22 protein-coding genes and 6 tRNA genes are annotated in these 25410 nt (G+C 68.1%); 3 read left to right on the top strand and 25 right to left on the bottom strand.

Going from position 1 to position 25410, the window contains the following annotated elements:
- The first annotated feature begins 102 nt into the window (after positions 1–102).
- The gene (locus OZ403_RS10155; protein ID WP_268784052.1) at positions 103–867 is read left to right on the top strand and encodes a 16S rRNA (uracil(1498)-N(3))-methyltransferase; all 765 of its coding nucleotides are present in this window, start codon (positions 103–105) and stop codon (positions 865–867) included.
- Between the two features lie 31 nt (positions 868–898).
- Positions 899–2449 (top strand): aminopeptidase P family protein, encoded by a 1551-nt coding sequence (locus OZ403_RS10150; RefSeq protein ID WP_174258709.1) that lies wholly within the window; start codon positions 899–901, stop codon positions 2447–2449.
- A 10-nt stretch (positions 2450–2459) separates the two neighbouring features.
- Here OZ403_RS10150 and OZ403_RS10145 read toward each other — a convergent pair whose 3' ends face one another.
- From OZ403_RS10145 to OZ403_RS10075, 15 genes are all read right to left on the bottom strand, one after another.
- The gene (locus tag OZ403_RS10145; RefSeq protein WP_140789165.1) at positions 2460–3860 is read right to left on the bottom strand and encodes a DUF2914 domain-containing protein; all 1401 of its coding nucleotides are present in this window, start codon (positions 3858–3860) and stop codon (positions 2460–2462) included.
- Positions 3861–3949: 89 nt separating this feature from the next.
- On the bottom strand, positions 3950–4270 hold the full coding sequence (grxD, locus tag OZ403_RS10140; RefSeq protein ID WP_140789162.1) for a Grx4 family monothiol glutaredoxin: 321 nt from the start codon (positions 4268–4270) through the stop codon (positions 3950–3952).
- Between the two features lie 14 nt (positions 4271–4284).
- Complete coding sequence (locus OZ403_RS10135) at positions 4285–4542, bottom strand: BolA family protein (RefSeq protein WP_011552107.1); 258 nt, start codon at positions 4540–4542, stop codon at positions 4285–4287.
- A complete protein-coding gene (locus tag OZ403_RS10130; protein ID WP_140789160.1) occupies positions 4542–5087 on the bottom strand; it encodes a YqgE/AlgH family protein in 546 nt (181 codons plus the stop codon). Before OZ403_RS10130 ends, OZ403_RS10135 begins: the two co-directional genes overlap by 1 nt.
- A gap of 73 nt (positions 5088–5160) precedes the next feature.
- Positions 5161–5622 (bottom strand): response regulator, encoded by a 462-nt coding sequence (locus tag OZ403_RS10125; protein ID WP_140789157.1) that lies wholly within the window; start codon positions 5620–5622, stop codon positions 5161–5163.
- 103 nt (positions 5623–5725) lie between these two features.
- A complete protein-coding gene (locus tag OZ403_RS10120) occupies positions 5726–6538 on the bottom strand; it encodes an ABC transporter permease subunit (protein ID WP_140789155.1) in 813 nt (270 codons plus the stop codon).
- Positions 6535–7419 carry an ABC transporter permease subunit gene (locus tag OZ403_RS10115; RefSeq protein ID WP_140789153.1) on the bottom strand — a complete coding sequence of 295 codons (885 nt, stop codon included), beginning with the start codon at positions 7417–7419 and terminating at the stop codon, positions 6535–6537. Before OZ403_RS10115 ends, OZ403_RS10120 begins: the two co-directional genes overlap by 4 nt.
- Positions 7420–7570: 151 nt before the next feature.
- Positions 7571–9277, bottom strand: a complete 1707-nt coding sequence (locus OZ403_RS10110) for a peptide ABC transporter substrate-binding protein (RefSeq protein WP_140853569.1) — start codon at positions 9275–9277, stop codon at positions 7571–7573.
- A 137-nt stretch (positions 9278–9414) separates the two neighbouring features.
- Complete coding sequence (gene lon / locus OZ403_RS10105) at positions 9415–11862, bottom strand: endopeptidase La (RefSeq protein ID WP_140853568.1); 2448 nt, start codon at positions 11860–11862, stop codon at positions 9415–9417.
- 198 nt (positions 11863–12060) lie between these two features.
- A complete protein-coding gene (locus tag OZ403_RS10100) occupies positions 12061–14226 on the bottom strand; it encodes a prolyl oligopeptidase family serine peptidase (protein ID WP_140858256.1) in 2166 nt (721 codons plus the stop codon).
- A gap of 196 nt (positions 14227–14422) precedes the next feature.
- Positions 14423–15706 (bottom strand): ATP-dependent Clp protease ATP-binding subunit ClpX, encoded by a 1284-nt coding sequence (clpX, locus tag OZ403_RS10095; RefSeq protein WP_140789147.1) that lies wholly within the window; start codon positions 15704–15706, stop codon positions 14423–14425.
- Between the two features lie 217 nt (positions 15707–15923).
- Entirely contained in the window at positions 15924–16544 is a 621-nt protein-coding gene (gene clpP, locus OZ403_RS10090; RefSeq protein ID WP_011552098.1) for an ATP-dependent Clp endopeptidase proteolytic subunit ClpP, read from the bottom strand.
- A 21-nt stretch (positions 16545–16565) separates the two neighbouring features.
- Positions 16566–17843 (bottom strand): trigger factor, encoded by a 1278-nt coding sequence (tig, locus tag OZ403_RS10085; protein ID WP_140789145.1) that lies wholly within the window; start codon positions 17841–17843, stop codon positions 16566–16568.
- 106 nt (positions 17844–17949) lie between these two features.
- A tRNA-Leu gene (locus OZ403_RS10080) sits at positions 17950–18031 on the bottom strand.
- 105 nt (positions 18032–18136) lie between these two features.
- A tRNA-Lys gene (locus tag OZ403_RS10075) sits at positions 18137–18209 on the bottom strand.
- A gap of 380 nt (positions 18210–18589) precedes the next feature.
- On the opposite strand from OZ403_RS10075, the gene bet reads away from it, so the two are divergent.
- On the top strand, positions 18590–19726 hold the full coding sequence (gene bet / locus OZ403_RS10070) for a phage recombination protein Bet (protein ID WP_140797744.1): 1137 nt from the start codon (positions 18590–18592) through the stop codon (positions 19724–19726).
- 86 nt (positions 19727–19812) lie between these two features.
- Here bet and OZ403_RS10065 read toward each other — a convergent pair.
- From OZ403_RS10065 to OZ403_RS10020, 10 genes are all read right to left on the bottom strand, one after another.
- A tRNA-Arg gene (locus OZ403_RS10065) sits at positions 19813–19886 on the bottom strand.
- 23 nt (positions 19887–19909) lie between these two features.
- Positions 19910–19983, bottom strand: a tRNA-His gene (locus tag OZ403_RS10060).
- Between the two features lie 99 nt (positions 19984–20082).
- Positions 20083–20156: transfer RNA gene (locus tag OZ403_RS10055), tRNA-Arg, on the bottom strand.
- Positions 20157–20192: 36 nt separating this feature from the next.
- A tRNA-Pro gene (locus tag OZ403_RS10050) sits at positions 20193–20266 on the bottom strand.
- Positions 20267–20342: 76 nt separating this feature from the next.
- Entirely contained in the window at positions 20343–20936 is a 594-nt protein-coding gene (gene rdgB / locus OZ403_RS10045; RefSeq protein ID WP_268784050.1) for an RdgB/HAM1 family non-canonical purine NTP pyrophosphatase, read from the bottom strand.
- Positions 20933–21646 carry a ribonuclease PH gene (rph, locus tag OZ403_RS10040; protein ID WP_011552094.1) on the bottom strand — a complete coding sequence of 238 codons (714 nt, stop codon included), beginning with the start codon at positions 21644–21646 and terminating at the stop codon, positions 20933–20935. Before rph ends, rdgB begins: the two co-directional genes overlap by 4 nt.
- Before the next feature lie 87 nt (positions 21647–21733).
- Positions 21734–22543, bottom strand: coding sequence for an N-acetylmuramoyl-L-alanine amidase family protein (locus tag OZ403_RS10035; RefSeq protein WP_140789142.1), 810 nt, complete (start codon positions 22541–22543; stop codon positions 21734–21736).
- Positions 22544–22592: 49 nt separating this feature from the next.
- Complete coding sequence (selD, locus tag OZ403_RS10030; protein WP_140797743.1) at positions 22593–23651, bottom strand: selenide, water dikinase SelD; 1059 nt, start codon at positions 23649–23651, stop codon at positions 22593–22595.
- A 64-nt stretch (positions 23652–23715) separates the two neighbouring features.
- On the bottom strand, positions 23716–24654 hold the full coding sequence (locus OZ403_RS10025; protein ID WP_140789140.1) for a DUF4388 domain-containing protein: 939 nt from the start codon (positions 24652–24654) through the stop codon (positions 23716–23718).
- Between the two features lie 5 nt (positions 24655–24659).
- Positions 24660–25382 (bottom strand): tetratricopeptide repeat protein, encoded by a 723-nt coding sequence (locus OZ403_RS10020; protein WP_011552090.1) that lies wholly within the window; start codon positions 25380–25382, stop codon positions 24660–24662.
- Positions 25383–25410: the final 28 nt, after the last annotated feature.

Below are 25410 nucleotides of genomic sequence, written 5' to 3'. Positions count from 1 at the left end.
AAGTCCCACCACGGGAGGGCCGGGCAGGCTGGGTGCCCGGGGACCGGCTTCCCCGGGGCTGAAGATTCCCCAAGCCTCCAGGCGACGGAGTACAGAGGCCCGGTGAATCTGCTGCTCCTCCTGGACGAAGACTTCCTGCCCGACGGCACCGCGCGCCTCACCGGACGGCGGGCCCAGCACGCCCGCGAGGTGCTGCGCGCCGAGCCCGGCGAGTCCCTCCGCGTGGGACACCTGGGAGGCCTCACCGGCACCGGCGAGGTGCTGGAGAACAGCGCGGGCGTGCTGCACCTGCGCGTCGCCCTCACCGAGCCTCCGCCCCCGCGCGCGGGCGTCGACCTGCTGCTAGCCATCCCCCGCCCCAAGGCGCTGAAGAAGGTGCTGCCCGCCGTGGCCTCGCTGGGCGTGGACCGCATCGTCCTGGTCAACGCGGCGCGCGTGGAGAAGAGCTACTTCGACTCCAAGGTGCTGGACCCCGCCTTCGTCCACGAGCTGCTCATCCAGGGACTGGAGCAGGCCCGGGACACGCGCCTCCCAGAGGTTCTGGTCCGCGAGCGCTTCCGCCCCTTCGTCGAAGACGAGCTCGACTCCTTCTTCGGCCCCCGGACGCTCCGCCTGCTCCCCCACCCTCCCGCGAGGCAGCCGCTCCGAGCGCTGGGCGTGGGTCTGGCCCAGCGCGTCGTACTGGCCATTGGACCGGACGGCGGCTGGGTGCCCTTCGAGGCCGACCTCCTGGAAGCCCATGGTTTCCACCCGTTTTCGTTGGGGCCCCGCATTCTCCGCGTGGAGACGGCCGTGCCCGTCCTCCTGGGACAGGTGGCGCTTCTCCGGGAGGACATTGCGGCACCGCCCGCGACAACTCTGACTTGAAGGCGCGCCGTGGCCGGGTGAAGAGTTGTCCATGGCCACGACCCGTTCTTCCGCCGCCGCTCAGCCCGCCCTGGGCGAGCAACAGCCGATTGTCACCTCCGAGGAGCAGGCTCCCGCGGCAGCGCCCGCGAAGCCCGCCACGCACGACACGGTGCCGCCGCCGGCCCTGCTCGACTTCATGATGAAGTCGTGGAAGCCGCGCTCGAAGAAGCTGCCCCCGAAAATCAAGCAGGCGGACGCCTTCAAGGCCCGCCGCCGCGCGCTCTCCAAGCTGTTCCCCGGTGAGACGCTCATCATCCCCACCGGCCACGAGAAGGTGCGCGCCAACGACACCAACTTCCGTTTCCGGCCGGGCAGCGACTTCTACTACCTCACCGGCAACCTGGAGCCGGACTGCGTCCTCGTCCTCCAGCCCAAGGAGAAGGGCGGCCACACCGACGTGCTCTTCGTGGAGCCCAACCCGGGCCGCACCGACGCCACGTTCTTCACCGACCGCGTGAAGGGTGAGCTGTGGGAAGGCCCACGCCTGGGCGTGAAGGAGAGCCATGCCCGCTACGGCGTGGACCAGGCCCGGGGCCTCAACGAGCTGCCGGACTTCCTCTCCGGCCTCAGTGGCGCGGCGAGCCGCCCCACGCGATTGCTGCGCGGCCTGTCGCCCAAGGTGGACGGCGCCGTGCCGGAGCCGGGTGAGAAGGACAAGGACAAGGGGCTGGCCCAGGCGCTGTCGGAGATGCGGCTGCTCAAGGACGCGCAGGAGCTGCGCGAGCTCCAGACGTCCATCGACTCCACGCAGCGCGGCTTCGAGGACGTCATCCGCGGCCTGAAGACGGCGAAGACGGAGCGCTACGTGGAGGGCATCTTCAACCTCCGAGCCCGCGTGGAAGGCAACGACGTGGGCTACCGCACCATCGCCGCCTCCGGCGCCCATGCGTGCATCCTGCACTGGCACCACAATGACGGGCCGCTCGTCCCTGGCGACCTGCTGCTGCTGGACGCGGGCGTGGAGGGCCAGACGCTCTACACCGCGGACATCACCCGCACCCTGCCCATCTCCGGGAAGTTCTCCAAGGAGCAGCGCGAAATCTACGAACTGGTGCTGGAGGCCCAGGACGCGGCCTTCGCCGAGGTGAAGCCGGGCAACGACTTCATGGAGCCCAACCGCGCGGCCATGCGCGTGCTGGCGGATGGCCTGGAGCACCTGGGCATCCTCGAGGACGCCGAGGAGGCGCTCAAGGACGAGCACCAGTTCTACAAGCGCTACTCGCTCCACAACGTCAGCCACATGCTGGGCCTGGACGTGCACGACTGCGCCCAGGCGCGGCAGGAGACCTACAAGTACGGGAAGCTCCAGGCCGGCATGGTGCTGACGGTGGAGCCCGGTCTCTACTTCCAGATGGACGACCTCACCGTGCCCAAGCGCTACCGCGGCATCGGCGTGCGCATCGAGGACGACGTCGTCGTCACCGCGCGCGGCTGCAAGGTCCTCTCCGCCGACATCCCCCGCAAGGCGAAGGATGTGGAGGCGTGGATGAAGTCACTCTGGACGGCGGACAAGGCCGCCCGGAAGGGCAAGAAGAAGTAGGCCAGGCGCGCTACTTCGGCTTCGGCGCGGCGGTGGCGGGTTTCGCCGCCGCGGCCGCGGCCCGCTCCTGCCACTCCGACAGCGCCAGGGGCTTCACGTCCTTGAGCGTGGACACCGCGACGTCGAAGACGCGGGGCTGCGGGTTCGCGTCCGGGCCGGCGGTGAAGTTGAGACGGTGGATTTCGTGCCCGTCCTCCGTCTCCAGCACCACGCGCCACTTGCCGGGCTTCAGGTTGGACGTCGTCGCGTAGAAACGGTAGCCGCCGTCCGTGCCGTTGCTGCTGACGGTGGCCATGAAGCCGTTGCCGTACGTCGTCCAGCCCTTCTGCGGGTCGTCGAAGTACCAGCGCACGCGGACCTTGTACGACTGGAAGTGCTTCGGCGCGAAGATGCGGAAGAAGTAGTAGGGCTTGTCTCCCGGCTGCATCAGGAAGTCCGGCCCGCCCCACGTCCACGGCTTGTACCAGGCGCCGGAGTCCACCGAGGACAGGTGGTAGACGCCCGGGCTCACCCGCTCCACCTGGTGGTAGATGCCCGCGAACTGCACGGCCACCGGAAGCGGCGGAATCACGCCCACCAGGTACAGCCCCAGCAGCGCGGCCTGCACGCCGAAGCCGGGGATGGCCACGTTGCGAAGCAGGTACCGGTTGTCCGGCCGCCAGCGCCGGATGAGGCGCATCACCCCGTAGATGCTCGCGCAGCCCACGGCGACGGCCAGCAGGAAGACCCAGAAGCCCATGCGCCCCAGCACCACCGGGAGCAGGCAGACGAAGTACATCGTCACGCACAGGCTGAGCAGCACCATGCGCATGACGGGGCCCAGCTTGCGGAACAGGGGCAACTCGTTGGCCGCCAGCAGGGCGAAGAGGCCCACCACGAACAGGTAGGGCAGCGCGCCCGACGTGCTCTTGAAGAGCAGCAGCATGAACGCGCTGAGCAGACTCCCCAAGAGGAAGTGGATGCCGTCCTCACGCCAGCGCCAGACCTTCTGCAGGAACTTCGGCGGCTCCACGCCGTCCGGGTAGCGCTGCTCCAGCAGCAGCAGTCCCGTGAGGACCAGCAGGTAGCCGAAGTTCTGCGCCAGCGTCAGCGTGTCATCGATGCGGCTGATGGTGAGGACGTCGTAGATGAAGCCGCCGAAGAAGAAGGCGGCCATCTCCCACTTCTCATGGCGGGCGCGGAACTGCTGCACCTTGTCCATGAGGGTGGGCGTCTTCGTCGTGTCGACCAGGTCGTCCGGGTCCACCGCCACGCCCGGCGCCTGGGCCGGCAACACGGTGTCCGTCAGGGCGACGGCGGCAGGGGGCTCTGCGACGGGGACGTTCGCCTCGACGGCGGGGCCCGCGTTGGGCACCTCGGCGGAGGCTTCGTCCGGATTCTCAGGGGCGTTGTGACGGGTAGCGGTGACCACGGCGGTTCCTCGGGGCAGCGGCCTTCCATCCTAGCCGCAGCGAGGGGAATCGGTCTCCCCTCGCCCGTCACGCCCCGAGGCCCCTTCCGCTAGGCCGGGCTCTTTCCCGCGACCAGGTCGGCCAGCTCACCGCGCTCGGCCAGCTCCATGAGGATGTCGGAGCCGCCGACGAACTGCCCGTTGATGAAAATCTGGGGGATGGTGGGCCAGTTGGTGAAGTCCTTGATGCCCTGGCGAATCTCCGGATCCGCGAGCACGTCCACCGTGTGGACCTCACCCAGGGGCTGCAGCAGCTGCAGCGCCCGCGCGGAGAAGCCGCACTGGGGGAAGAGGGCATTGCCCTTCATGAAGAGCACAATCTTGTGCGACCGGGTCTCCTGCTCCAACCGGGCCTTGAGTTCGGGCGTCATGGGTACCGCTCCTTCTAGCGAGTCCCGAGCTTCTTCCACTGCTCGGGTGAATAGGTCTTTAGCGCGAGCGCATGGAGCTCGCCGCTCTTCAGCCACTGCTGGAGAGGCGCGTACACGAGCTGGTGCTGCTGCACCATCGCTTTCCCAGCGAAGTCAGGGCTCACCACCCGGGCCTCGTAGTGGTCTCCCGTCCCAGTGTAATCCCGTACCTCCACCTCGGAGCCCGGCAGGGCCTCCAGGATGCGGGCCCGGATGAATTCGGCGTCGAGCATCAGTTCATTCCCCTTCCCATCACCAGCATGGCGGGGTCCACCCCCATGCCTCGCAGCGTCGTGTCCCACAGCTTCGACGGCTCCTGCCCGAGCACCGCCTCCGCGGAGGCCTCGGTGAAGAGCCAGGAGCCGGCGGCAATCTCGCTCTCCAACTGGCGCGGCCCCCAGCCCGCATACCCCAGGCAGAAGCGCAGGCGCGGGTTCGGGTTGGTCAGCAGCGGGCCCAACGCGTCCAGCGTCACGCTCAGGAACAGGCCGGGCAGCACCGAATGCTTCTCCCGCTGCTCCGTGTCGTCATGGAGGACGAAGCCCCGCTGGGGCTCCACCGGGCCGCCCAGGTAGACGGAATGTTCCTTCCGCCCGGCGGCGATGCCCAGGCTCTGCCCGCGCGCCAGCTCACCGAGCGTCAGGGGCGCTCCCCGGTTGATGACGAGCCCCATGGAGCCCGTCTCCGAGTGCTCCAGCATCAAGACGACCGAGCGGTAGAAATTCGGGTCGCCGAGCTGGGGCATGGCCAGCAGCAAGCCGGGAGCGAGGTTCTTCACGCCAGGAGCATCAACCGTTCACGCGGATGGCGCAACCGGAACCCGCCCCGGCGCCCCCGGCCAGAGGGGGGCCTCAATGCCAACTCGTGTGCCTGGACTGGAGGGCCTCGGCAAGCCGCTCCGGGTCCAGGGGCTTGCCGATGAAGAGGTCCGCGCCCAGGCCCTTGCACTTGCGCGCCATGGCCGCGTCGCTCATGGCGCTGACGCCAATGAGGACGGACTGGGGGAAGCGCTCGCGCAGCCGCGACATCAACGTGGCGCCGCTGCGGCCGGGCAGGAAGACGTCGACGACGGCGGCGTCCATGCGCTTGTTGCGCACGGCGAACTCGGCCTCCTCGGCGCTGCCCACGGGCAGGGGCTCGTAGCCCCAGCCCGCCAGCAACTCCACCAGGATTTCGCGGTGGGACGGGTCATCCTCGACGACGAGCACCGCGCCGCGCACGGGCTCCAGCTTGAGCAAGTCCGTGCGCTCCTCGCGCTCGCGGGTGTCGAGTTCGGTGGAGGTGGCAAGCTCTTCGCTGGGCGTCAGGGACATGATGGCACCAATGTGGGCAAAAGGTTTCCGTGTGAGGAGAACCCCTCCACCAACGTTGGGAATTCCACGTCGCGCCAGGGCGGGCGCCCGTGTCCCGTGCCCGTCAGGACGCCCGACGAGGTGCCCCGGAGAGCGCCTGGGAGGCGAGCGAGGCGCCGAGCACCAGCAGCACGAGCAGCGCCCAGGCGGGCAGCACGACCCGGCCGCCGCCCTCGTAGATGAGGGCCGCGTAGCTGGTGCCCAGGTAGCGGCCCAGGGACATGGGCTCCATCCGGGCGATGCCGAAGAAGCTCACGGTGGACTCGGTGAGGATGGCGGCGGGGAGCCGCGACAGGAACACCGCGAGCGCGAAGGGCCGCAGCGCGGGCCACAGGTGGACGCGCAGCAAGTGCAGTCCGCCTCCGCCGAGCGCCCGGGACGCGGCCACGTACTCCTGGGACTCGAGCGTCGCCAGTCGGTTGCGGAACATGCGCGCGGGCCCCGCCCAGCCCACCAGGGCCAGCGAGACGACCATCAATCCGAAGGGGCCCAGGCCGCCGCCCGCTCCCGCGTCGGAGAGCGACTGCCCCGCGAGCTGGAGCACCATCACCACCAGCACGTCCGGCAAGGCGAAGACGGCGTCCACGGCGCGCAGCAACGTCTGCTCCACCGCGCCGCCGGACAGCCGCGCCACGGCGGCCACGGTGAGGCCAATCGCGGTGGAGAGCGCGCCCGCCGCGAGCCCCACGGCGAGGGAGACCCAGAGTCCGCCGAAGGCGAGCTCGCAGACGGTGCGGTCCGGGCGCGTGGGGTCCATGCCCAGCGGACAGGTGCTGGCCAGGGCCTCGGGGAAGAGCCGCCCCGCCACGAGGCTGAGCAGGCCCAGTCCCACGAGGAGCGCCAGGCCAACGCGGGCGCGCACGGGAACGCGGCTCATGCCGAGGCCTCCCGGGAGCGCGGGTCCACGGCGTAGCGCAGCACCTCCACCGCAAGACTCACGACGACGAGGAGGGTCGCGAAGGTGGTGGTGGCGACGACGACGACGGCCACCTGCTTGTTGAGCACGGCCAGGACGTAGAGCTGGCCGAAGTACGGCAGGCCCAGGACGCGCTCCGCGGCGAAAGAACCGGCAAGCAGCGACGTGGCCACTGGCCCCACGGCGTCCAGCATCGCGGGCCACACGTTGGGCAGAACATGACGGCGCAGCACGGCAGCGCGGGACAGGCCCTTGCCCAACGCGGTGCGCACGTAGTCGCGCGACAACTCCGCCTCCAGCGAGTCGCCCACGAGCGTGCCCAGGAAGATGCCGGGCCAGATGGACGTCACCAGCGCCGCGCACAATTCCGGCAGCAGATGCCCACGCTCCACCACGCCAGGCGCGAGCAGTAGCGCGGGGATGAAGACGGGTGTTCCGAAGGCCACAGCGGGCACCACGTCACCGAGCGCGGCCCACTGGCCTTTCCTCCACCGTGTCCGAAGCAAGGCAAAGCCCAGGGCCCACGTCAGCGCGAGTGGCAGCGCCATCAAGCCCACGCCTACGCTGCCAGACAGCTTCGTCAGCAGCTCATCGCCGGTGATGCCCTGGGCGCTCGTGCCCAGGCGCTCGCCGCGAAAGAGCTTCTCCCACGGGCGCAGGAAGCCCAGCGGCTCGCCGATGCCCAAATCCCTCCGGTACGAGGCCGCGAGCTCACGCGACACCTGCCGCTTCGCGTCCGTCTCCGTGGTCAGCGGAAGCGAGGCCATGAGGAAGTACGACGCCACGGCCACGACGGGCACCAGAACCACCTGCCGCAACAGCCGCTGGGCGATGGCCCTCATGGCCCGCCTCCCCATCGACGACCAGCGCCAGCAACACAGCTCCGCATGCGCTGACAGACGCGAGTCGATTTCGCGTGACGCCGCTGCGCGATGCCATGGGCCCCACGCGAAGCGCATACGAGAGGCAGCCTGCAACTCCTTCCGCTGCCGCTCACGGCGACTCCCCCGCACGGGAGGTATCGAGCGTCGGCCCCAAGCGAAGCGCGCGCAGCGCCAGGAAGTTGAAGGGGTCCACGTCCAGTCCGCGCAGCCGCTCGCGCGCGCGGTAGTAACGGTCCGGATGGTACAGGGGCGCTATCACCGCCTGTTCCCCCACCAACACCTCCTGCGCCTGGACATATGACGCGTGGGCACTCGCCTCGTCCGGCGCGCCGTCCCCTGCCTCCAGCAGTCGCTCGAAGCGCGCCATGGGCTCGCCGCCCGACTGCGTCTCCCACCCCGTCTGGTGATTGCCCTCACGCTCGAACAGCGTGAAGAACGTATTCGGGTGCGCGTAATCCGCCCCCAGGCGCCTCAGGTACAAGTCATACGTGCGAGGCCCCCGCGCAGAGCGCCGGGAAATCTCCGCCGAGAAATCCGAGCGCGCCTCCAGCACCACCCGCACGCCCACGCGCGCGAACTGCGCGGCCACCCGCTCCGCGATGGCCACCTCGGGAACGAATCCATCCCCTGACCGGTAGACGAGCCGCAACGGCCGCTCCAGCCCCGCCACACCCGCCAGCTCCGCCCGAGCCTGCTCCGGCGCATCGTGCGGCAGCCGCGCGGCCTGCTCCGTCGTCGCGGCCCCCGGCAGCTCCGGCGGCAGCAACACATGAGACGGCCGCGCCGCGGGCAGCAACCCCGCCAGCAGCGCCTCGCGGTCCAACGCCCGGGACAGCGCGCGCCGCACCTCGGGCCTGTCCAGCGGCGCCTTCTCCGTGTTGAAGGCCAGGAAGTACGTGGACAGCAACGGCTCGCGGCGCAAGTCGTCCGGCCGGTGGATGCGCAGCGCCGCGGCGCTGTCCACGAAGACGAAGTCCACCCGCTCCCGCTCGTACAGCGCCGGGCCGATTTCCGACTTCATCAGCGTGATGACCGGAACGGGCGTCTCCCCTTCTGCCATCGGCGCTGGAAAGGCCGAAGCCGGGTTATGGACCAGCCGCACCCGCTCCCCCGCGCGGTCCCACCGCTCGACGCGGTAAGGCCCCAGCGCCAGTGGCCGGCCATCGCGCGGACGGTCGAAGTAGTCCCGAACCTCCTCGTCCGACTTCCCCTCCAGGTCCGCCGAGGGCGCCGGATAGAACAGGTACACGTTGGCCACGCGCGCCAGGAAGTAGCTGCGCGGCCGCGCCAGCGTCACCCGAAGCGTGTGCGCGTCCACGGCCTCCACGCCCACGCGCTCCAACGCGGCGCGAACCTCAGCCTCCGGCGCGCCCTGCTCCTGGAGCGCCAGCGCCTCGGAGGCCCCTTCCAGGTCCGCCATCTCCCCGCGCTCGCGGCCCTGCAGCGCGCGCCGCCAGCCCACGACGAAGTCACGCGCCACCAGCGGTGCGCCATTCGACCAGCGAACGTCCCGCCGCAGGTGGAACGTATAGACATCCCGCCCCTGCCCGTCCGTGACGCGCTCCCACCGCTCGGCCAGCCCCGGCTCCACGGCATGGTCCGGCCCCAGTTGCGTGAGCCCGCGCTGGGTGGCCAGCATCACCGGGTAGTTCGCCCAGCTGTCCGGGTCCGAGTGACTCCAATCCAGCGTGGTGGGCATGGCCGGCACCACCACCTTCACGCCGGGCTCTGGCTGGAAGCCACACGGTCCACACGACGCGGCCCACACGGCCAGCAGGTACCACCACCACCGGAGTCGAGCGCGCGGAGCCACCAAGGCCCCTTCTACCCCGAAGGTCCAGGCGCCAGAAAAGGAGAAGCCAGGAACCCGGCGACCTTGGTCGTCCGGCGTCCTGGCGTCCCTTCAGCTCGGCCCGGCAGGCGCGGCGGCCCACCGGATGCTGTCTGTCTCCGCTAGGCCGGAGCCACGGCCGGCGACGAGGGCAGCTCGGCACCCAGCTTGCCACCGTCGGAGACGGGCTTGCGGCCGAACTCCTCCGGCTTCTCCAGCACCAGCGCCTCGCGCAGCACGTCGTCCACGAACTCCACCGGGACGATGCGCAGCTGCTTGCGAATCTTCAGCGGGATGTCCTTCAGGTCCTTCTTGTTGGCCTTCGGGATGAGGACCGTCTTGATGCCCGCCCGGTGCGCGGCCAGCGTCTTCTCCTTCAGGCCGCCAATGGGGAGCACCCGTCCACGCAGGGTGATTTCGCCCGTCATCGCCACGTCGCGGCGGATGAGCACGCGGGTGAGCGCGCTCACCAGGGCGGTGCAGATGGTGACACCGGCGGACGGCCCATCCTTCGGAATCGCACCCTCCGGCAAGTGGACGTGGATGTCGTAGTTCTCGAACACCTTGCGGTCGATGCCGAAGCGCTCGGCGCGGCTGCGCACGTAGGACATGGCCGCCTGCGCGGACTCCTGCATCACCTCACCCAGCTTGCCGGTGATGATGAGCTTGCCCTTGCCCGGCATGATGGTGGCCTCGGTGGTGAGGATTTCACCGCCCAGCTCCGTCCACGCCAGGCCCGTGACGATGCCCACCTGATCCTCGGCCTCCGCCATGCCGTAGCGGTAGCGGGGCGTGCCCAGGAACTTCATGGCCATCTTCCGGTCCACGTCGATGTCCCGCTTGCCGTTCTTCAGCACGTCGCGGGCAATCTTGCGGAACACGCCGCCAATCTCACGCTCGAGCGAGCGCACGCCCGACTCCCGCGTGTAGCGGTGGATGATGGTCCGCAGCGCCGGGTCGGAGATGTCCACCTTGAGGTCCGACAGCCCGTTGGCCTCCTGCTCCTTCGGGATGAGGTATCGGCGGGCGATGGAGAGCTTCTCCGGCTCCGTGTACCCCGCGATGCGAATCACTTCCATGCGGTCCTGCAGCGGACCGGGGATGTTGTGCATCGTGTTCGCGGTGCAGATGAACATCACCTTGGACAGGTCGTAGTCGAGGTCCAGGTAGTGGTCGTTGAAGTTGTGGTTCTGCTCGGGGTCCAGCACCTCCAGCAGCGCCGCGCTCGGGTCGCCACGGAAGTCCGTGGACATCTTGTCGATTTCGTCGAGCAGGAAGACGGGGTTGTTGCTGCCCGCCTTCTTCAGCGACTGGATGAGCTTGCCCGGCATCGCGCCGATGTACGTGCGCCGGTGGCCGCGAATCTCCGCCTCGTCACGCACGCCGCCCAGCGACAGGCGCACGAACTTGCGGCCGGTGGCCCGAGCGATGGAGCGCGCCAGCGACGTCTTGCCGACGCCCGGAGGACCGACGAAGCACAACACGGGGCCCTTGAGCTTCTTCACCAGCTGCTGCACGGCCAGGTACTCGAGGATGCGCTCCTTCGGCTTCTTCAAGCCGTAGTGGTCCTCGTTGAGCACCGTCTCCGCCTCGGTGACGTCCAGACGGTCCTGCGTCTCGTCGTACCAGGGGAGGCTGATGATCCAGTCGATGTAGTTGCGGACGACGGTGGCCTCGGCGCTCATCGGGCTCATCATCCGGAGCTTCTTCAGCTCCTTCTTGACCTTGAGCGTGGCCTCCTTGCTCATCCGCTTGTTCTTCAGCTTCTCTTCAATCTCCTGGATTTCGTTCTTGAACTCGTCGCGCTCACCCAGCTCCTTCTGAATGGCCTGCATCTGCTCATTCAGGTAGTACTCCTTCTGGGTCTTCTCCATCTGCTTCTTGACGCGCGTGCGGATCTTCTTCTCCACCTGGAGAATCTCGATCTCACCCTGCATCAGCTCGTAGAGCTTCTCCAGGCGCTTGGCCGGGGACTCCGTCTCGAGCAGGGCCTGCTTGTCGTTCAGCTTCAGGGAGAGGTGCGCGACGATGGTGTCCGCCAGGCGCGCCGGGTCGTCGATGCTGGCCACCTGCATCAGCATCTCAGGCGGGATGCGCTTGTTGAGTTTGACGAAGGCCTCGAAGACGGAGTGGACGCTGCGAACGAGCGCCTCCAGCTCCACCGTCTTCTCCGTCTGCTCCTCCACCTCTTCCACCTCGACCATGAAGAAGGCGTCGTTGGGGTGGAACTTCTTCACCTTGGCGCGGCGCACGCCTTCCACCAGCACCTTCACCGTGCCGTCGGGCAGCGGGAGGAGCTGGATGACGTGGCCCAGCGTACCGAAGTGAAAGATGTCGTCGGGGGTGGGGTCGTTCGTCTTGGCCTTCTTCTGCGCAGCCAGCAGGATGACGGCCTTGTCGTCCGGCCCCTTGTGCGCCATCGCGTCCTTCAATGCCGCGATGGACTTCTCCCGGCCGACGAACAACGGCACCACCATGTGCGGGAACACGATGATGTCCCGAAGGGGCAAGAGCGGGACCGTCAAACCCCGCTTCTGGGCTTCCTTCTTGTCGTCACGTCCGAAGAACATGTATCCGCCACCTGCGGGCCCTCGGAGTTGCAGGCCCCTAGAAGAGTTGCCCGTCTGCTCGCTCGCCGAGCATTCGTACGGGATGCAGCAGTTCTATAACACGGCGATTCGCGGCGCCGTTCCCCGGCTCAAGATTGGGGAACGGCGTCGTGCCATCAAGGGAACACCCGAAGCTCCCTCGGGCGTCCGCTTGGGGTGTCAGCGGCCCTGCGCCGCCACCCCACCCTGTGCCCCCTGGACCTCCAGGACGTGGAACAGGAACGAATACAGGTCCACGCTGGACTCAATGGCCTTGGCCACCTGATCCGCGCCACCGTGGCCCGCGTTGGCCTCGATGCGCAGCAGGGCCGTCGCCGGGTTTCCGGGCGAGTTCTGCACCGCCGCCACGAACTTGCGGGCGTGCATGGGGTCCACCCGGTCGTCGTGGTCCGCCGCCATCATCAGCAGCGCGGGGTAGCGCACGTCCGGCCGCACGTGGTGGTAGGGCGAGTAGGCGTGCAGCGTCTTGAAGTCCTCGGGCTTCTCCGCCGTGCCGTACTCCGGAATCCAGGTCCGGCCGCTGCCGAAGAGGTGGTAGCGCACCATGTCCAGCAGGGGCACCGCGCACACCACCGCGCCGTACAGCTCCGGCCGCTGCGTCATGGCCGCGCCCACCAGCAGGCCGCCGTTGCTGCCGCCGTAGATGGCCAGCCGCTTGGGCTGCGTGTACTTCTGCTGGACCAGATACTCGGCCGCCGCGTGGAAGTCGTCGAAGACGTTCTGCTTCTTGTCCAGGCGGCCGGCGTCGTGCCAGGCCTTGCCGTACTCGCCGCCGCCGCGCAGGTTGGCCACCGCGTACACGCCGCCCGCGTCCAGCCAGGGCAGGATGCTCGAGCGGAAGTTGGCCTCCATGTTCACGTTGAAGCCGCCGTAGCCGTAGAGCAGCGTGGGCGCGTTGCCGTCACGCTTCAGGTCCTTGCGGTGCACCACGAACATGGGCACCTTCGTCCCGTCCTTGGACGCGTAGAAGACCTGCTCGACCTGGTACTGCTCCGGGTTCATGGGCACGTCCACCTTGGCCCAGAGCTCAGACTTCCCGGTGCTGACGGACGTCTTGTAGATTTGACGGGGCGTGGTGAAGGACGTGAAGACGTAGTAGGCGTCATCCAGGTCCTCCAGGCCCATCAGGTTGGACGCCGCGCCCACGCCCGGCAGCTGCACCGTGCGCACCGGCTTGCCCTTCAGCGTGGCCACGCGCACCTCGGACGTCGCGTCCTTGAGGTACTCCAGCGACAGGTGCCCGCCGACGATGCCGACGGACAGCAGGGACGCGGACGGGTCCTCGGGGACGATTTCCTTCCACGACGCGCGGGCCGGCTTCGCCGGATCCACCTCGAAGACGCGCTGGCGCGGGGCACCCTCGTCGGTGAGGACGTAGAAGCGGTCCTTCCAGGCGTGCACCTCGTACTTGGCGCCCGCGCCCTTCACCAGCAGGCGGAAGTCCTTCTCACCCGGCCGCTTCCAGTAGACGTCGTTCTCGCTCCAGCCGCGGAGGATGTAGACGAACAGGTACTTGCCGTCGCGGCTCAGGTCGCTCTGGAGGAACGTCGTCGGGTCGCCGGTGCGCTCGTGCACCACGGTGTCCTTCGACGGGTCCGTGCCCAGCGCGTGGTAGCGGATGGTGGTGTAGCCGGGGCGCTCGTCCACCTTGATGGACGGGTCCGTGGGCAGCCACTCGTAATAGAAGCCCTTGCTGTCGGGCGTCCACTTGGGCGTGGCGTACTTGCCGCCCTCGATGACGTCCACCTTGGACCACTCGCCGGAGTCCACGTCGATGACGTGCAGCACCGCCTCATCCGCGGCGTTGGGCTTCTGGGCGAAGGCCACCTTCTTGCCGTCCCAGGACACGGCCCACGTCCCCAGGGACACGGTGCCGTCCTTGCTCCAGCCGTTCGGGTCCAGGAGCACCTTCTCCTGCCCGCTCTCCCCCTGGCGCCAGTAGAGGATGGCCTTCTCCTTGTCCTTGTGGGTCCGGACGTAGAAGAAGCGCCCATTGCGGCGCGACGGGGTGGAGACGGAGTCGGTGTAGAACAGCTCCTTGAAGCGCGCGGCCAGGGCCTCACGGCCGGGGAACTTCGCCAGCGCTTCGCGGGCGTGCGCGTTCTGCGCCGTCATCCACGTCTGGACCTCGGGGGCCTTCTCGTCCTCGAGCCAACGGTACGGATCCGCCACCTGGACGCCGTGCAACGTGTCGACAACCTGCTCCGCCCGGGTCGCCGGGTATGACATGCGGGGAGACTCCTCAGGTACGGGGGCCGCGGAGGCTGCCGCGGGCAGCTCATCACGCGCAGCCTCCTTCTGGGAGGCACACGCCGCGAGCGACATCAGGGCGGGAACGAGCAGATTTCTCATGGGCCCAGCACATACAGAAAGGCCCCCGGCCGTCCCACAAAAAGTGTGGCGGGGCCAACGCAAGCCCGGCCCCTCCCCTGACGAAAGAGGCGCGCCCGGACCACACCAGGTGGTTCCGTGACGCGCCCCGTCAACCAGACAACACCGGGCCCCTACAGGGGCCCAGGCGTCATGCGGATTCCTTCTTCGGCTCCGCGGCTTCCTTCTCCGGCTGCGCGTGCAGCACCACCGGCTCGCTCTTCTTGAGAATCACTTCCTCGGAGATGAGCACCTCTCGGGCCGTCTTGCGGGACGGGATTTCGTACATCACGTCCAGCATGGCCGACTCCAGGATGGAGCGCAGGCCACGGGCACCCGCCTTGCGGCGGATGGCCTCGTTGGCAATGGCCTTGAGGGCGCCGTCGGTGAACTTCAGCGTCACGCCATCCAGTTCGAAGAGCTTGCGGTACTGCTTGGTGAGCGCGTTCTTCGGCTGGTTGAGGATGTTGATGAGGGCGGCCTCATCCAGCTCCTCCAGCGCGGTGATGATGGGCAGGCGGCCGATGAACTCCGGAATCATGCCGAACTTCAGCAGGTCCTCCGGCTCCACGTGCTTGAGCAGCTCCGTGAGGCTGCGTTGCTTCTTGGACTGCACCTCCGCGCCAAAGCCCAGGCTGCGACCGCCCATGCGCCGCTCAATCACCTGGTCCAGCCCGCCGAAGGCGCCGCCGCAGATGAAGAGGATGTTGGTGGTGTCCACCTGCAGGAACTCCTGCTGCGGGTGCTTGCGGCCGCCCTTGGGCGGAACATTGGCCACCGTGCCTTCGATGAGCTTGAGCAGCGCCTGCTGAACGCCCTCGCCGCTGACATCGCGGGTGATGGAGGGGTTCTCCGACTTGCGCGCGATCTTGTCGATTTCGTCGATGTAGACGATGCCGCGCTGGGCCCGCTCGATGTCGTGGTCGGCGGCCTGCAGCAGGTTGACGATGATGTTCTCCACGTCCTCGCCCACGTAGCCGGCCTCGGTGAGGCACGTCGCGTCGGCGATGGTGAAGGGCACGTTGAGGATGCGCGCCAGCGTCTGCGCCAGCAGCGTCTTGCCGCTACCGGTAGGCCCCAGGAGAAGGATGTTGCTCTTCTGGAGCTCCACGTCCTCCATCGCGACCTTGGACTCGATGCGCTTGTAGTGGTTGTGCACGGCGACGGAGAGCGTCTTCTTCGCCCGCTCCTGCCCAATCACGTACTCGTCCAGCACCGCCTTGATTTCGGAGGGCCGGGGGATGCGCAGCTTGGTGTCCTTCGTCTCCTCGCGGTCGATCTCCTCCGCGATGATGTCGTTGCACAGCCCGATGCACTCGTCGCAGATGTAGACCGTCGGCCCCGCGATGAGCTTCTTGACCTCCTTCTGTGACTTTCCACAGAAGGAGCAGCAGAGGGTCTGGTTGTCTCGCTTCTCCACGTTCTTGCCCGCCATTTCGTCCCTCGCTGCGCCTGAAAGGCCCCCGACCCCGAACTCCACCCCGTTCCTGGCTCGGGACCAATCTAGTCAGCCCCCGTCCGGAACGTCCACGCGCCTTCCGGGTACTTAACAGGGCCTGTGCCATGACGCAGAAAGCAGAAAGCCGGAGTCGCGGGGGCGCATTCCCGCGGCTCCGGCTGCCGACCGAGGCCCCGAAGCCTCGGCAATCCGCCTACTTCTTCTCTTCCTTGCCCAGTCCCACGACCTTCCGGGGGTTCTGGATTTCATCGATGATGCCGTAGGCCTTCGCCTCGGACGCGCCCATGAAGTAGTCGCGGTCCGTGTCCTTCTCGACACGCTCGATGGACTGTCCGGTGTGCTTGACGATGAGCTCGTTGAGCTTCGCCTTCATCCGGAGGATTTCCTTCGCCTGGATTTCAATGTCCGTTGCCTGACCGCGCACACCGCCCAAGGGCTGGTGAATCATGATGCGGCTGGACGGCAGGGCGTAACGCTTGCCCTTGGCACCGGCGAGCAGGAGGACGGCCCCCATGGAGGCCGCCTGCCCGACGCAGATGGTGGACACCGGACACTTCACGTACTGCATGGTGTCGTAGATGGCGAGGCCCGCCGTCACCGAACCACCCGGCGAGTTGATGTAGAGGTTGATGTCCTTGTCCGGGTCTTCCGACTCCAGGAACAGCAGCTGGGCGACGATGACGTTGGCCACGTCATCGTCGATCTCCGTGCCCAGCATCACGATGCGGTCCTTCAGGAGCCGGCTGTAGATGTCGTACGAGCGCTCACCCCGGTGGGTCTGCTCGATGACGTAGGGAACGGGCATGAAGGGCATGTCGACCTCGGTGAGGGAACCTTACGAATACTTCGCCCGGCTCCTCAGGAATTCAATCGTCTTTTCCTCCCTGAGTCGGAGAGACAACCCGAGCCGCTCGTCGGCGCCCTTGAAGTACTTCTGCACCACGGCGAGCGGCTGGCCCGCCTCGTTGGCGAGCTGCTCGATGCGGGCGTCCACATCCGCGTCGGAGGCCTGGATGCCCTCCTTCTGAGCGATGGACTCGAAGAGCAGCGTGCCCTTCACTTCCTGGAGGGCCTTCTCGCGCATGTCCTCGCGCAGACGGTTGAAGTCCAGGTTCAGCTGGCGGGGGTCCACACCGGAGCGCTGGAGCTGCTGCAGCGCACCACGCAGCATGGAGTCCATGGCCCGCTCCACCATGGCGCGGGGCACGTCGAAGGTGTTGCGCTCCAGCAGCGCCTTCACCAGCGCCTCGCGCTCCTCGCCCTCCACCTGGGACTTGCGCGCCTTCTCCATGTCCTCACGGAGCTTGGTGCGCAGCTCGTCAATGGACTGGGAGACGCCCGTCTGCTTGGCGAAGTCGTCGTTCAGCTCGGGGACGATTTCCTTCTGCACGCCCTTGAGCGTGATGTGGAAGCGCGCCGTCTTTCCGCGCACCTCCTCCACCTGGTACTCCTGCGGGAAGGCGTAGTCGATGTCCTTGGACTCGCCGACCTTCACGCCCTCCAGGGCGGCAATCTTGGACTCCACCAGCTCACCGGGCTGCACCTGCACGGTGATGCCCTCCGCCTTGCTGCCCGCGAAGGGCTGGCCGTCCACGGTGGCGTCGAAGTCCACGGTGGCGTAGTCGCCGGAGGCGGCGGTGTCGCGGTCGGTGACGGGCTCCAGCCGAGCCATCGACTGGCGCATGCGCTCCAGCTGCTCGTTCACCTGCTCGTCGGTGACGGCGGTGTCGGACTTCGTCAGCGGCAGCTCCTGGTAGTCCTTGGCCTCCACCTTGGGCTTCACCTCGACGCGAGCCTCGAAGGTGAACGGGGTGTTGGGCTTGAGACCGGAGTTGGTCACCTGCGGCGTGGCGACGACCTCCACGTTGTGCTCGCGGATGGCCTCCACGTACGCGCTCTGCACCACGCGCTGGATGACCTCGTCCTCCACCTGGTCGCGGTAGCGCTGCTCCAGGATGCGACGAGGCACCTTGCCCTGACGGAACCCTGGCAGCCGCACCTGGCGGCCCAGGTTGGAGTACGCGCGGGACAGCTCCTCCGCCACGCGGGCATTGTCGACCTCGATGGAGAGCTTCTTCTCGATGGGAGAAAGCTCTTCGACCTGGACCTTCATGCGGGCCTCGCTCGCCACCGCCGCCGGACAATCAGTCGTTTCGGGCGGTGCCGGAAAAGTGGGACGTGCGCCTTTAGGGGATAGGCACGAACGGGTCAACGCGAAATGGGCGAGGAGGGACTCGAACCCTCACACCTTGCGGTACCAGATCCTAAGTCTGGCGCGTCTACCAGTTTCGCCACCCGCCCGGGTTGCGTCGTCGTGCGCTGCACCGTCTTACCGTGAAACGTCCACGGAACGGCAGAGGGCCGGAAAAACAAAAAGGCCCCTCCATTTCTGGAGGGGCCTCACAGTGAGAGCGGAGGGAATCGAACCCACAACCTATGGATTAAGAGTCCATTGCTCTGCCAATTGAGCTACGCTCCCGGCACTGCCCCGGTCCGCCGCCTGCGCGGCGTCCAGGTGGCGGCGGTAACTACAGAACGCCGCTGGCTGTGTCAAAACGTTTTTTCGCGCCCCCCTTCATTCCTGTCCGTGGCGATCTGTCTCCGGTGATTTCCGGGGTCGATGCTGGTCCGCATGCTCTTCAGCCGGGCCCGGCGCGTGACACAGGCATGTGAAGCGAGCGCCCCACTCCGATGTTCAACATGGCCGTAGCACGCTGTTCGTCCCAGCCTGGCGGGACGGCGAGCGTGTGACGGCTCGCGGTCAGTCACCTCAAGAGCACCGAGCACCCCGCGGCAACCATGCGGGCGGACGGAGGTCGTCCGCCCTTTTCGCGCAGGACGTAGCAGGAGAAGACAGAGATGGAAGCCAACCCCCAACAGAAGGCGGAAGGAACGGCGGCCGGCCAGGGTGGCCAGCACGCCGGGTGGACGCGGGAGCGCGTGGAGCTCGTGAAGCGGACCATCTGCCCTCGCGGCATCAGCGAGGACGAGTTCGCCCTCTTCATCGAGCAGTGCAAGCGCAGTGGCCTGGACCCGCTCCTCAAGGAGGCCTTCTGCGTGGCGCGCCGGCAGAATGCCGGCAACCGCGAGCGGCCCAACTGGGTGACGAAGTACGAGTTCCAGCCCTCCGAGGCCGGAATGCTCGCGCGCGCCGAGCGCTTCCCGGACTTCAAGGGCATCCAGGCGAGCGCGGTGTTCGCCGAGGACGACATCGTCGTGGACCAGGGCCGAGGCGAGGTGGTGCACCGCTTCAACCCCGCCAAGCGCAAGGGCGCGCTGGTGGGTGCATGGTCGCGCGTGGTGCGCGAGGACAAGCTGCCCGTGGTGGTGTGGTTGGACTTCAGCGGCTACGTCCAGCAGACGCCGCTGTGGTCCAAGATTCCCACCACCATGATTGAGAAGTGCGCCCGCGTGGCCGCCCTGCGCAAGGCGTACCCGGAGGCCTTCGGTGGACTCTATGTGCGGGAGGAGATGCCCGCCGAGGACTACGAGTCGCACTCGGACGAGCACGGCAGCGGCCCCTACGAGGTGCTGGGCTCCAAGCCCGGTCCCCTCAAGGCGTCCTTCCCTCCACTGGCGCCCCAGGAGCCGCGCGCGTCCCAGGCCGCCGCGGCGCAGCTGGACATCGACGTGCCGCTCCAGCCCAAGCAGCCCCGCGAGTCCACGCTGGAGGCGGGGCCCGCCGCCCCGGCCCCTCAGCGGGAGCCGGTGGCCAAGGCCCAGCCCGCCGCCAGTCCAGAGACCGCGCCACGCCCCAAGCCGAGCGCCGTGGTGGTGGCGTTCGGCCCCCACAAGGGAAAGACGGCCTCCGAGCTCTCCGACGACGAGCTGAGCGAGTCCATCGACCTGGCCAACGAAAAGCTGATGGAGCAGCCCCGGGCGCGCTGGGCCAAGGCCATGCGGGAGAACCTGCTGGCGTTGGAGGCGGAGACGGAGCTGCGCTGCCGGGTGCCGGCGTCGACGGGCGGCGGCAACGGCGCGGCCCATGATGCGTAACGCTGAGCAGGAAACCGTCAGGCTGTGAGGGGCGCCCCCGCTGCGAAAATGGCGGGGGCGTTCCTGCTTCAGTCTGCTGGAAGGTGCGCGCTCGGAGGGACTTGAACCCCCAACCCCCGGGTTCGAAGCCCGGTGCTCTATCCAGTTGAGCTACGAACGCAATTTCGAGGGCGGGTAAAGAAGGGCGGCCAACCGGGATCGAACCGGCAACCTCCGGAGTCACAGTCCGGCGCTCTAACCAGTTGAGCTATGGCCGCCGTTACAGCTTTACCGCGAACGGCGTTTGAAGCGGCGGCTTCCCTACCTTGGAAACCAGGACCCTGACAAGGCCCAAATGTTACTTACGGCCAGGTTAGCGCCCCAGGCAGGGCTCGAACCTGCGACCCCCGGCTTAGAAGGCCGGTGCTCTATCCAGCTGAGCTACTGGAGCTGGCCGGGCCGCCTGCTTCCGATGCTGCACTTCAAGTCGGGGCGAGAGGATTCGAACCTCCGACCCCCTGCGCCCAAGGCAGGTGCGCTACCAGGCTGCGCTACGCCCCGAGAAGTCCGGCATTGTTGAACCATCCCGAACGGACGCGCAAGGCCGACGTGACTGACGGCCTCGCATTCCGGACGGCTACAAGCCCAGCAGGTGGGGCTTCATCTTCTGGAAGGCCTTCCCCCGGTGGGAGATGGCCGACTTCTCCTCCGGCGTCAGCTCCGCCAGGGCACGGTCGCCGCCCGGAAGGATGAAGACGGGGTCATAGCCGAAACCATGGCTCCCCTTCGGCGCGTGGCCGATACGGCCCTGGCACTGCCCCACCTCCACCTTCGCCTCCCCTCCTCCGGGCCCCACCAGCGCCAGCGCGCAGCGGAAGGACGCGGTGCGCTGCGCGTCGGGCACGCCGGCCAGCTCGGTCAGCAGCTTCTCGTAGCGGGCCCGGTCATCCCCCGGGGCATAGCGCGCGGACTTCACACCGGGCCTGCCGCCCAGCGCGTCCACGCACAGCCCGGAGTCATCCGCCAGGGTGAGCATCCCCGTGGCGTCCGCATAGGCGCGGGCCTTCTTCACGGCGTTCTCCTCGAACGTGGCGCCGTCCTCCACGGGCTCGGGCACGGGAGGCAGGTCCGCCAGGGACACCACCTCCACCGAGTCTCCGACGAGGCCGCGCAGCTCGCGCAGCTTGCCCTTGTTGGACGTGGCGAAGAGCAGCCGGGGCTTCACCGTCATCCCAGCACCTGCGCCTGCGCGGCGGTCAGCTTCTGGATGGCGGCCAGCCCGCCGTCCACCATGGCGTCCAGGGCCTTGCGGTCGAAGAGCTGGTGCTCCGCCGTCCCCTGCAGCTCCACCATGCGGCCGTCCGCGGTGGCCACCAGGTTCAGGTCCACATCCGCGGTGGAGTCCTCGTCGTAGTCCAGATCCACCCGGACCTCGCCCTTGACGATGCCCACGGACACGGCCGCCAACGGCGTGAGCTTGGGCAGCTTGGAGATGGTTCCGGCCTTCTGCAGCGAGCGCAGCGCCAGCACCAGCGCCACGTAGGCCCCGGTGATGGAAGCGGTGCGGGTGCCTCCGTCCGCCTGGAGCACGTCACAGTCCAGCGTCAGGGTGCGAGGGCCCAGGGTGGACAGGTCCACCGCGGCGCGCAGGGAGCGGCCGATGAGCCGCTGGATTTCCATGGTGCGGCCCGTCTGCTTGCCCTTGGCGGACTCACGCTGGTTCCGCGAGTGCGTGGCGCGCGGCAGCATGCCGTACTCCGCCGTCACCCAGCCGGAGCCCTTGCCCATCAGGTGCGGCGGAACGCGCTCCTCCGTGGAGCAGGTGACGAGCACCTTGGTGTGGCCGAACTCCACCTGGACCGAGCCCTCCGCGTAGCGGGAGACACCGGGGGTGAGGACGACGGGGCGAAGGTCCAGCGCACCACGTTGAAAGGAACGCACAGCAGGCTCCTGGGAAATGAGGACGAGCGTCCCCTTCTCTACCAGAGCCACGCCGCGCGGGTGTCGATTGCCTTGGCGCCGTTGCACTCAGGGCGACACGGGGCCAGCCACCTCGGTTCCCCGGGCGGCGTCCCGGCGGCGCGTCTCCTTGAGGAAGGCCAGCACGCCCTCGGTAATCGCCTCGGCCAGCTTCTCCTGGTACTCCGGCCGGCCCAGCCGGGGGCCCTCCACGGGATGGGAGATGTAGCCCACCTCCACGAGGACCGCCGGACACTCCACGCCGGAGAGGACGAAGAAGGGCGCCTGCTGCACGCCCCGGTTCACCGCGCGGGTGCCGCGCACGAGGCGCGGGTGGATGGCGTAGGCCAGGCGCGAGGAATCCGCGTGCGCCTCCGTGCGCGCCAGGTCCTGGAGGATGAAGGCCAGCGTGGAGTCCGTGCGCGCGGCGCGCGACATGGGCGCCTCCGCGTTCTCCCGGTCCGCCACGGCGAGCGCGGCGTCACCGGAGGCGCTGGCGGACAGGAAGTACGTCTCCACGCCCTCGGTGCGCGCGCGCATCCGCTTGGTGGGCATGGAGTTGGCGTGGATGGAGATGAACAGGTCGGGCGCGTGGTCATTGGTCCACGCCACGCGCTCCGTCAACGACACCAGCGTGTCGCGCTCGCGCGTCAGGAACACGTCGCCCCCCGCGGCCTCGAGCTTGTCCCGGAGGCGGAGCGAAATCTGGAGCGCGACGTCCTTCTCCCGCAGCTTGCCGGGGCCCTTGGCGCCTTCCTTCGCGCCACCGTGTCCCGGGTCGATGATGATGCGCGCGGGACGCTCCGCGGCCCCGGCGATGACGGGGACCAGCCAGAGCAAGGACAGGAGGCCGAGGAGGGGGCGGCGCGGCGACGGCATGCTGGGCCCCATGCTAGCGGAGCCCGGCCGCCAGAGCGAAATCCGGGCCTCAGCCCACCACGTCGATGCCCGGCTTCCCCGCCTGGACTTCACCAATCAGCGCCGCGTCCACGCCAGCCGCTTCCAGCGCCTTGAGCGCCTTGAGCGCCTGACGTGCGGGGACGCTGGCCAGGAGGCCGCCGTTGGTCTGCGCGTCCGCCAGCACCCACTGGATGCACTCGGGCAGTCCTTCGGGGAAGCGGACCTTCTTGTGGACATGGGCGAGGTTGGACCTGGTGCCGCCGGGCACCACGCCGTCCTCCGCCAGCGCGGGCACTTCCGCGATGAGCGGGATGCGCTCCAGGTCCAGCGTGGCGCGCGTCTTCGCCGCGGTCATCATCTCCAGCAGGTGCCCCAACAGGCCGTAGCCCGTCACGTCCGTGAGGGCGTTCACCTTGAACTTCCCGGAGGCGAACACCTCGCCGGCGGCGCGGTTGAGCGTCGTCATCACCCCCAGCGCCCGCTTCGCCAGCTGCTTGGACGCCACGCCCCGCTTGATGGCGGTGGTGGCGATGCCCGAGCCCAGGGGCTTGGTGAGGAAGAGCACGTCCCCCGGCTTCGCGCCCGCGTTGGTGAGCACCTTCTTCGGATGCACCACGCCGGTGACGGCCATGCCGAACTTCGGCTCGGGGTCGCGGATGCTGTGGCCGCCCAGGATGGGGATGCCAGCCTCGTCCGCCTTGGACTGGCCGCCCGCCAGGATTTTCGACAGCACCTTCAGCGGGAGCTCGTCCGGGAAGCACACCAGGTTGAGCGCGAAGAGGGGCCGCGCGCCCATGGCGTAGATGTCCGACAGCGCGTTCGCCGCGGCGATGGCCCCGAACTGGAACGGGTCGTCCACCACCGGCGGGAAGAAGTCCACCGTCTCCACCACGGCCATGCCGGGCGCCAGCCGGTACACGGCCGCGTCGTCGTTGGTGGAGAACCCCACCAGCGCCTGGGGGCCCTTCGTGGACTTCAGCCCTCCCAGCACCTGCGCCAGGTCCGAGGCCCGCAGCTTCGCCGCGCAGCCCGCGCAGTGGCTCAGCTCGGTGAGGCGCTTCACCTTGTCCGTCTTCTTCTCCGCCATGCCCGCTTCCCCGCGCCTCGCCGTCCCGGCACGGGCCCCGGCAAGGGCCCGGCCCGTTCACCGCTCAGGCCGCTCGGATGTAGTCCCGCTTGAGCAGCTGCACCACGGCCTCGGCGGTGACGACGTCGTCCGCGTCCGCGTGGTCCATCACCGCGTTCAGGGTGCCGTAGTTGTGCACCAGTTGCAGCACGTCCAGCAGCTCCGGCGCCAGCTCCTTGAGCGGCGGCGTCAGCGGAGAGGCCAGCGCCAGCGAGGCACCCGCCGTCGGCAAGCTCGGCTGCAGGCGCTTGATTTCGTCCAGCTGGCGGAGCGCGTCCATGAGGAGCGCCTCGGTGGACGAGTCCAGCTCCACCATGAACTCCTGGTTCTCCGCCGGGCGCAGCTCGAAGTCGCCCTCTTCCCAGGTGATGATGCGGTTGAAGCTCTTCTGCGGACCCAGGTTGTGGTTCTCGCCGATGACGGCGTAGTACACGCGGCCCTGGCGCAGGTAGATGCGCCCTTCCTGGTCGCTGCGCTGCACCACCAGCACGCCGTTCTTCTTGGACGTGTGGAACAGCTGGAGCAGGTCCGGGAGGGGAATCTCCTCGATCTTCCCCGTCATGGAGCTGGCCTTGTTGGTCGTCCGCGCGGCCTGGGCCGCGGCGGCCTCCTCCAGCTTCAACCGGGCGGTGCCCTCATCCACGCTGGCGCCTTCGGCGCCCTGGTGCACCAGCTTGAGGATGGAGGTCCCGATGAGGATGCGGTCCCCTTCCTTCAGGCGGGACTGCTTCACCTTCTCACCGTTGACGAAGGTGCCGTTGGTGGAGCCCAGGTCCTCGATGGTGATGCTCCCATCGGAGAAGCTGATGCGCGCGTGCTTGCGGGAGACCATGTCCTCCACGAGCACCATGTCCAGCTCACTGGAGCGGCCGATGACGATCTGCTTGTCCGCCTTCAGCGGGAATTCGCCGCCCTGGTACTTCCCTGAGATGAACTTGAGGGCGTAGGTCTTTTGGGTGTCCATGGTCGTCAGCCAGCCTGCTCCGCCTTGCCGGGGTCCTTCACCAGGTTGAGGTACATCTGCGCGCTCTTGTTACCGGGGCTGCGCACCAGCACGTCCTCCCAGACCTGCACCGCCTCCGCCCGCCGCCCGGCCGAGTACAGCGCGACTCCATACTGGATGTGTCCCGGAATGAAAGCCGGGTTCTGGGCGATGACCTGCTCGTATTCGATGAGGGCCGCCGCGTTGTCCCCCGCGTCGCGCAGGGCGTTGCCCAGCTTGAGGCGGATGTCCACGAACTGAGGACACAGCGCGAGCGCGCGCCGGTACTCCTCAATGGCCTTGGCCCACACGCCGCTGGAGGCGAAGACGTCGCCAATCTCGCCGTACATGTTGGCGATCTTCTTCTCCACGTAGGGGTCCAGCTCGTCCGGGCCGGATTTCTGCTGGGAGAGGGCGGCCTGGTAGACCTCCTTCGCCTCGGCGTACTTCCCCATGTCGTTGTAGATGACGGCCAGGTTGAGCGCCGCCTCGGTATAGGCGGGGTTGAGCTTCAGCGCGGATTCGAACGCGCGCTGCGCCCGGGCGAACTGCCCCTGGTCGTGGTAGATGATGCCGAGCATGTTGAATACGTCCGCGAACGTCGGATTCTGCTCGACGATCTTCGCGAGGTATTGCTCGGCCTGCGCGTACTGCTTCTTCTCGAAGTAGCCGCGCCCGAGGGTCAGTAGCTGCTTGAGGGGCTCGTCCATGAATCGGCCCGCCAGGGCCCTGCCTCCG

It is taken from the genome of Myxococcus sp. NMCA1 (assembly GCF_026810205.1).
In the GTDB taxonomy this organism is placed as follows: Bacteria; Myxococcota; Myxococcia; order Myxococcales; family Myxococcaceae; genus Myxococcus; species Myxococcus xanthus_A.
The sequence above is the reverse complement of the archived record's forward strand: the minus strand, read 5'-3'. Positions and strand labels throughout refer to the sequence as shown.

Bases quoted from the DNA above. Each gene is read 5' to 3' on its own strand.
- rdgB (WP_268784050.1), bottom strand. From the start codon at position 20,936: ATGACGGTGAAGCCCCGGCTGCTCTTCGCCACGTCCAACAAGGGCAAG.
- OZ403_RS10035 (WP_140789142.1), bottom strand. From the start codon at position 22,543: ATGCCGTCGCCGCGCCGCCCCCTCCTCGGCCTCCTGTCCTTGCTCTGG.
- OZ403_RS10135 (WP_011552107.1), bottom strand. From the start codon at position 4,542: ATGCTCGACGCCGAATTCATCCGGGCCCGCATCCTGGAGGCCCTGCCG.
- clpX (WP_140789147.1), bottom strand. From the start codon at position 15,706: ATGGCGGGCAAGAACGTGGAGAAGCGAGACAACCAGACCCTCTGCTGC.
- clpP (WP_011552098.1), bottom strand. From the start codon at position 16,544: ATGCCCTTCATGCCCGTTCCCTACGTCATCGAGCAGACCCACCGGGGT.
- bet (WP_140797744.1), top strand. From the start codon at position 18,590: ATGGAAGCCAACCCCCAACAGAAGGCGGAAGGAACGGCGGCCGGCCAG.
- OZ403_RS10115 (WP_140789153.1), bottom strand. From the start codon at position 7,419: ATGAGGGCCATCGCCCAGCGGCTGTTGCGGCAGGTGGTTCTGGTGCCC.
- selD (WP_140797743.1), bottom strand. From the start codon at position 23,651: ATGGCGGAGAAGAAGACGGACAAGGTGAAGCGCCTCACCGAGCTGAGC.
- OZ403_RS10020 (WP_011552090.1), bottom strand. From the start codon at position 25,382: ATGGACGAGCCCCTCAAGCAGCTACTGACCCTCGGGCGCGGCTACTTC.
- grxD (WP_140789162.1), bottom strand. From the start codon at position 4,270: ATGACGCCCGAACTCAAGGCCCGGTTGGAGCAGGAGACCCGGTCGCAC.
- OZ403_RS10025 (WP_140789140.1), bottom strand. From the start codon at position 24,654: ATGGACACCCAAAAGACCTACGCCCTCAAGTTCATCTCAGGGAAGTAC.
- lon (WP_140853568.1), bottom strand. From the start codon at position 11,862: ATGTTCTTCGGACGTGACGACAAGAAGGAAGCCCAGAAGCGGGGTTTG.
- OZ403_RS10120 (WP_140789155.1), bottom strand. From the start codon at position 6,538: ATGAGCCGCGTTCCCGTGCGCGCCCGCGTTGGCCTGGCGCTCCTCGTG.
- tig (WP_140789145.1), bottom strand. From the start codon at position 17,843: ATGAAGGTCCAGGTCGAAGAGCTTTCTCCCATCGAGAAGAAGCTCTCC.
- OZ403_RS10100 (WP_140858256.1), bottom strand. From the start codon at position 14,226: ATGTCGCTCGCGGCGTGTGCCTCCCAGAAGGAGGCTGCGCGTGATGAG.
- OZ403_RS10125 (WP_140789157.1), bottom strand. From the start codon at position 5,622: ATGTCCCTGACGCCCAGCGAAGAGCTTGCCACCTCCACCGAACTCGAC.
- OZ403_RS10150 (WP_174258709.1), top strand. From the start codon at position 899: ATGGCCACGACCCGTTCTTCCGCCGCCGCTCAGCCCGCCCTGGGCGAG.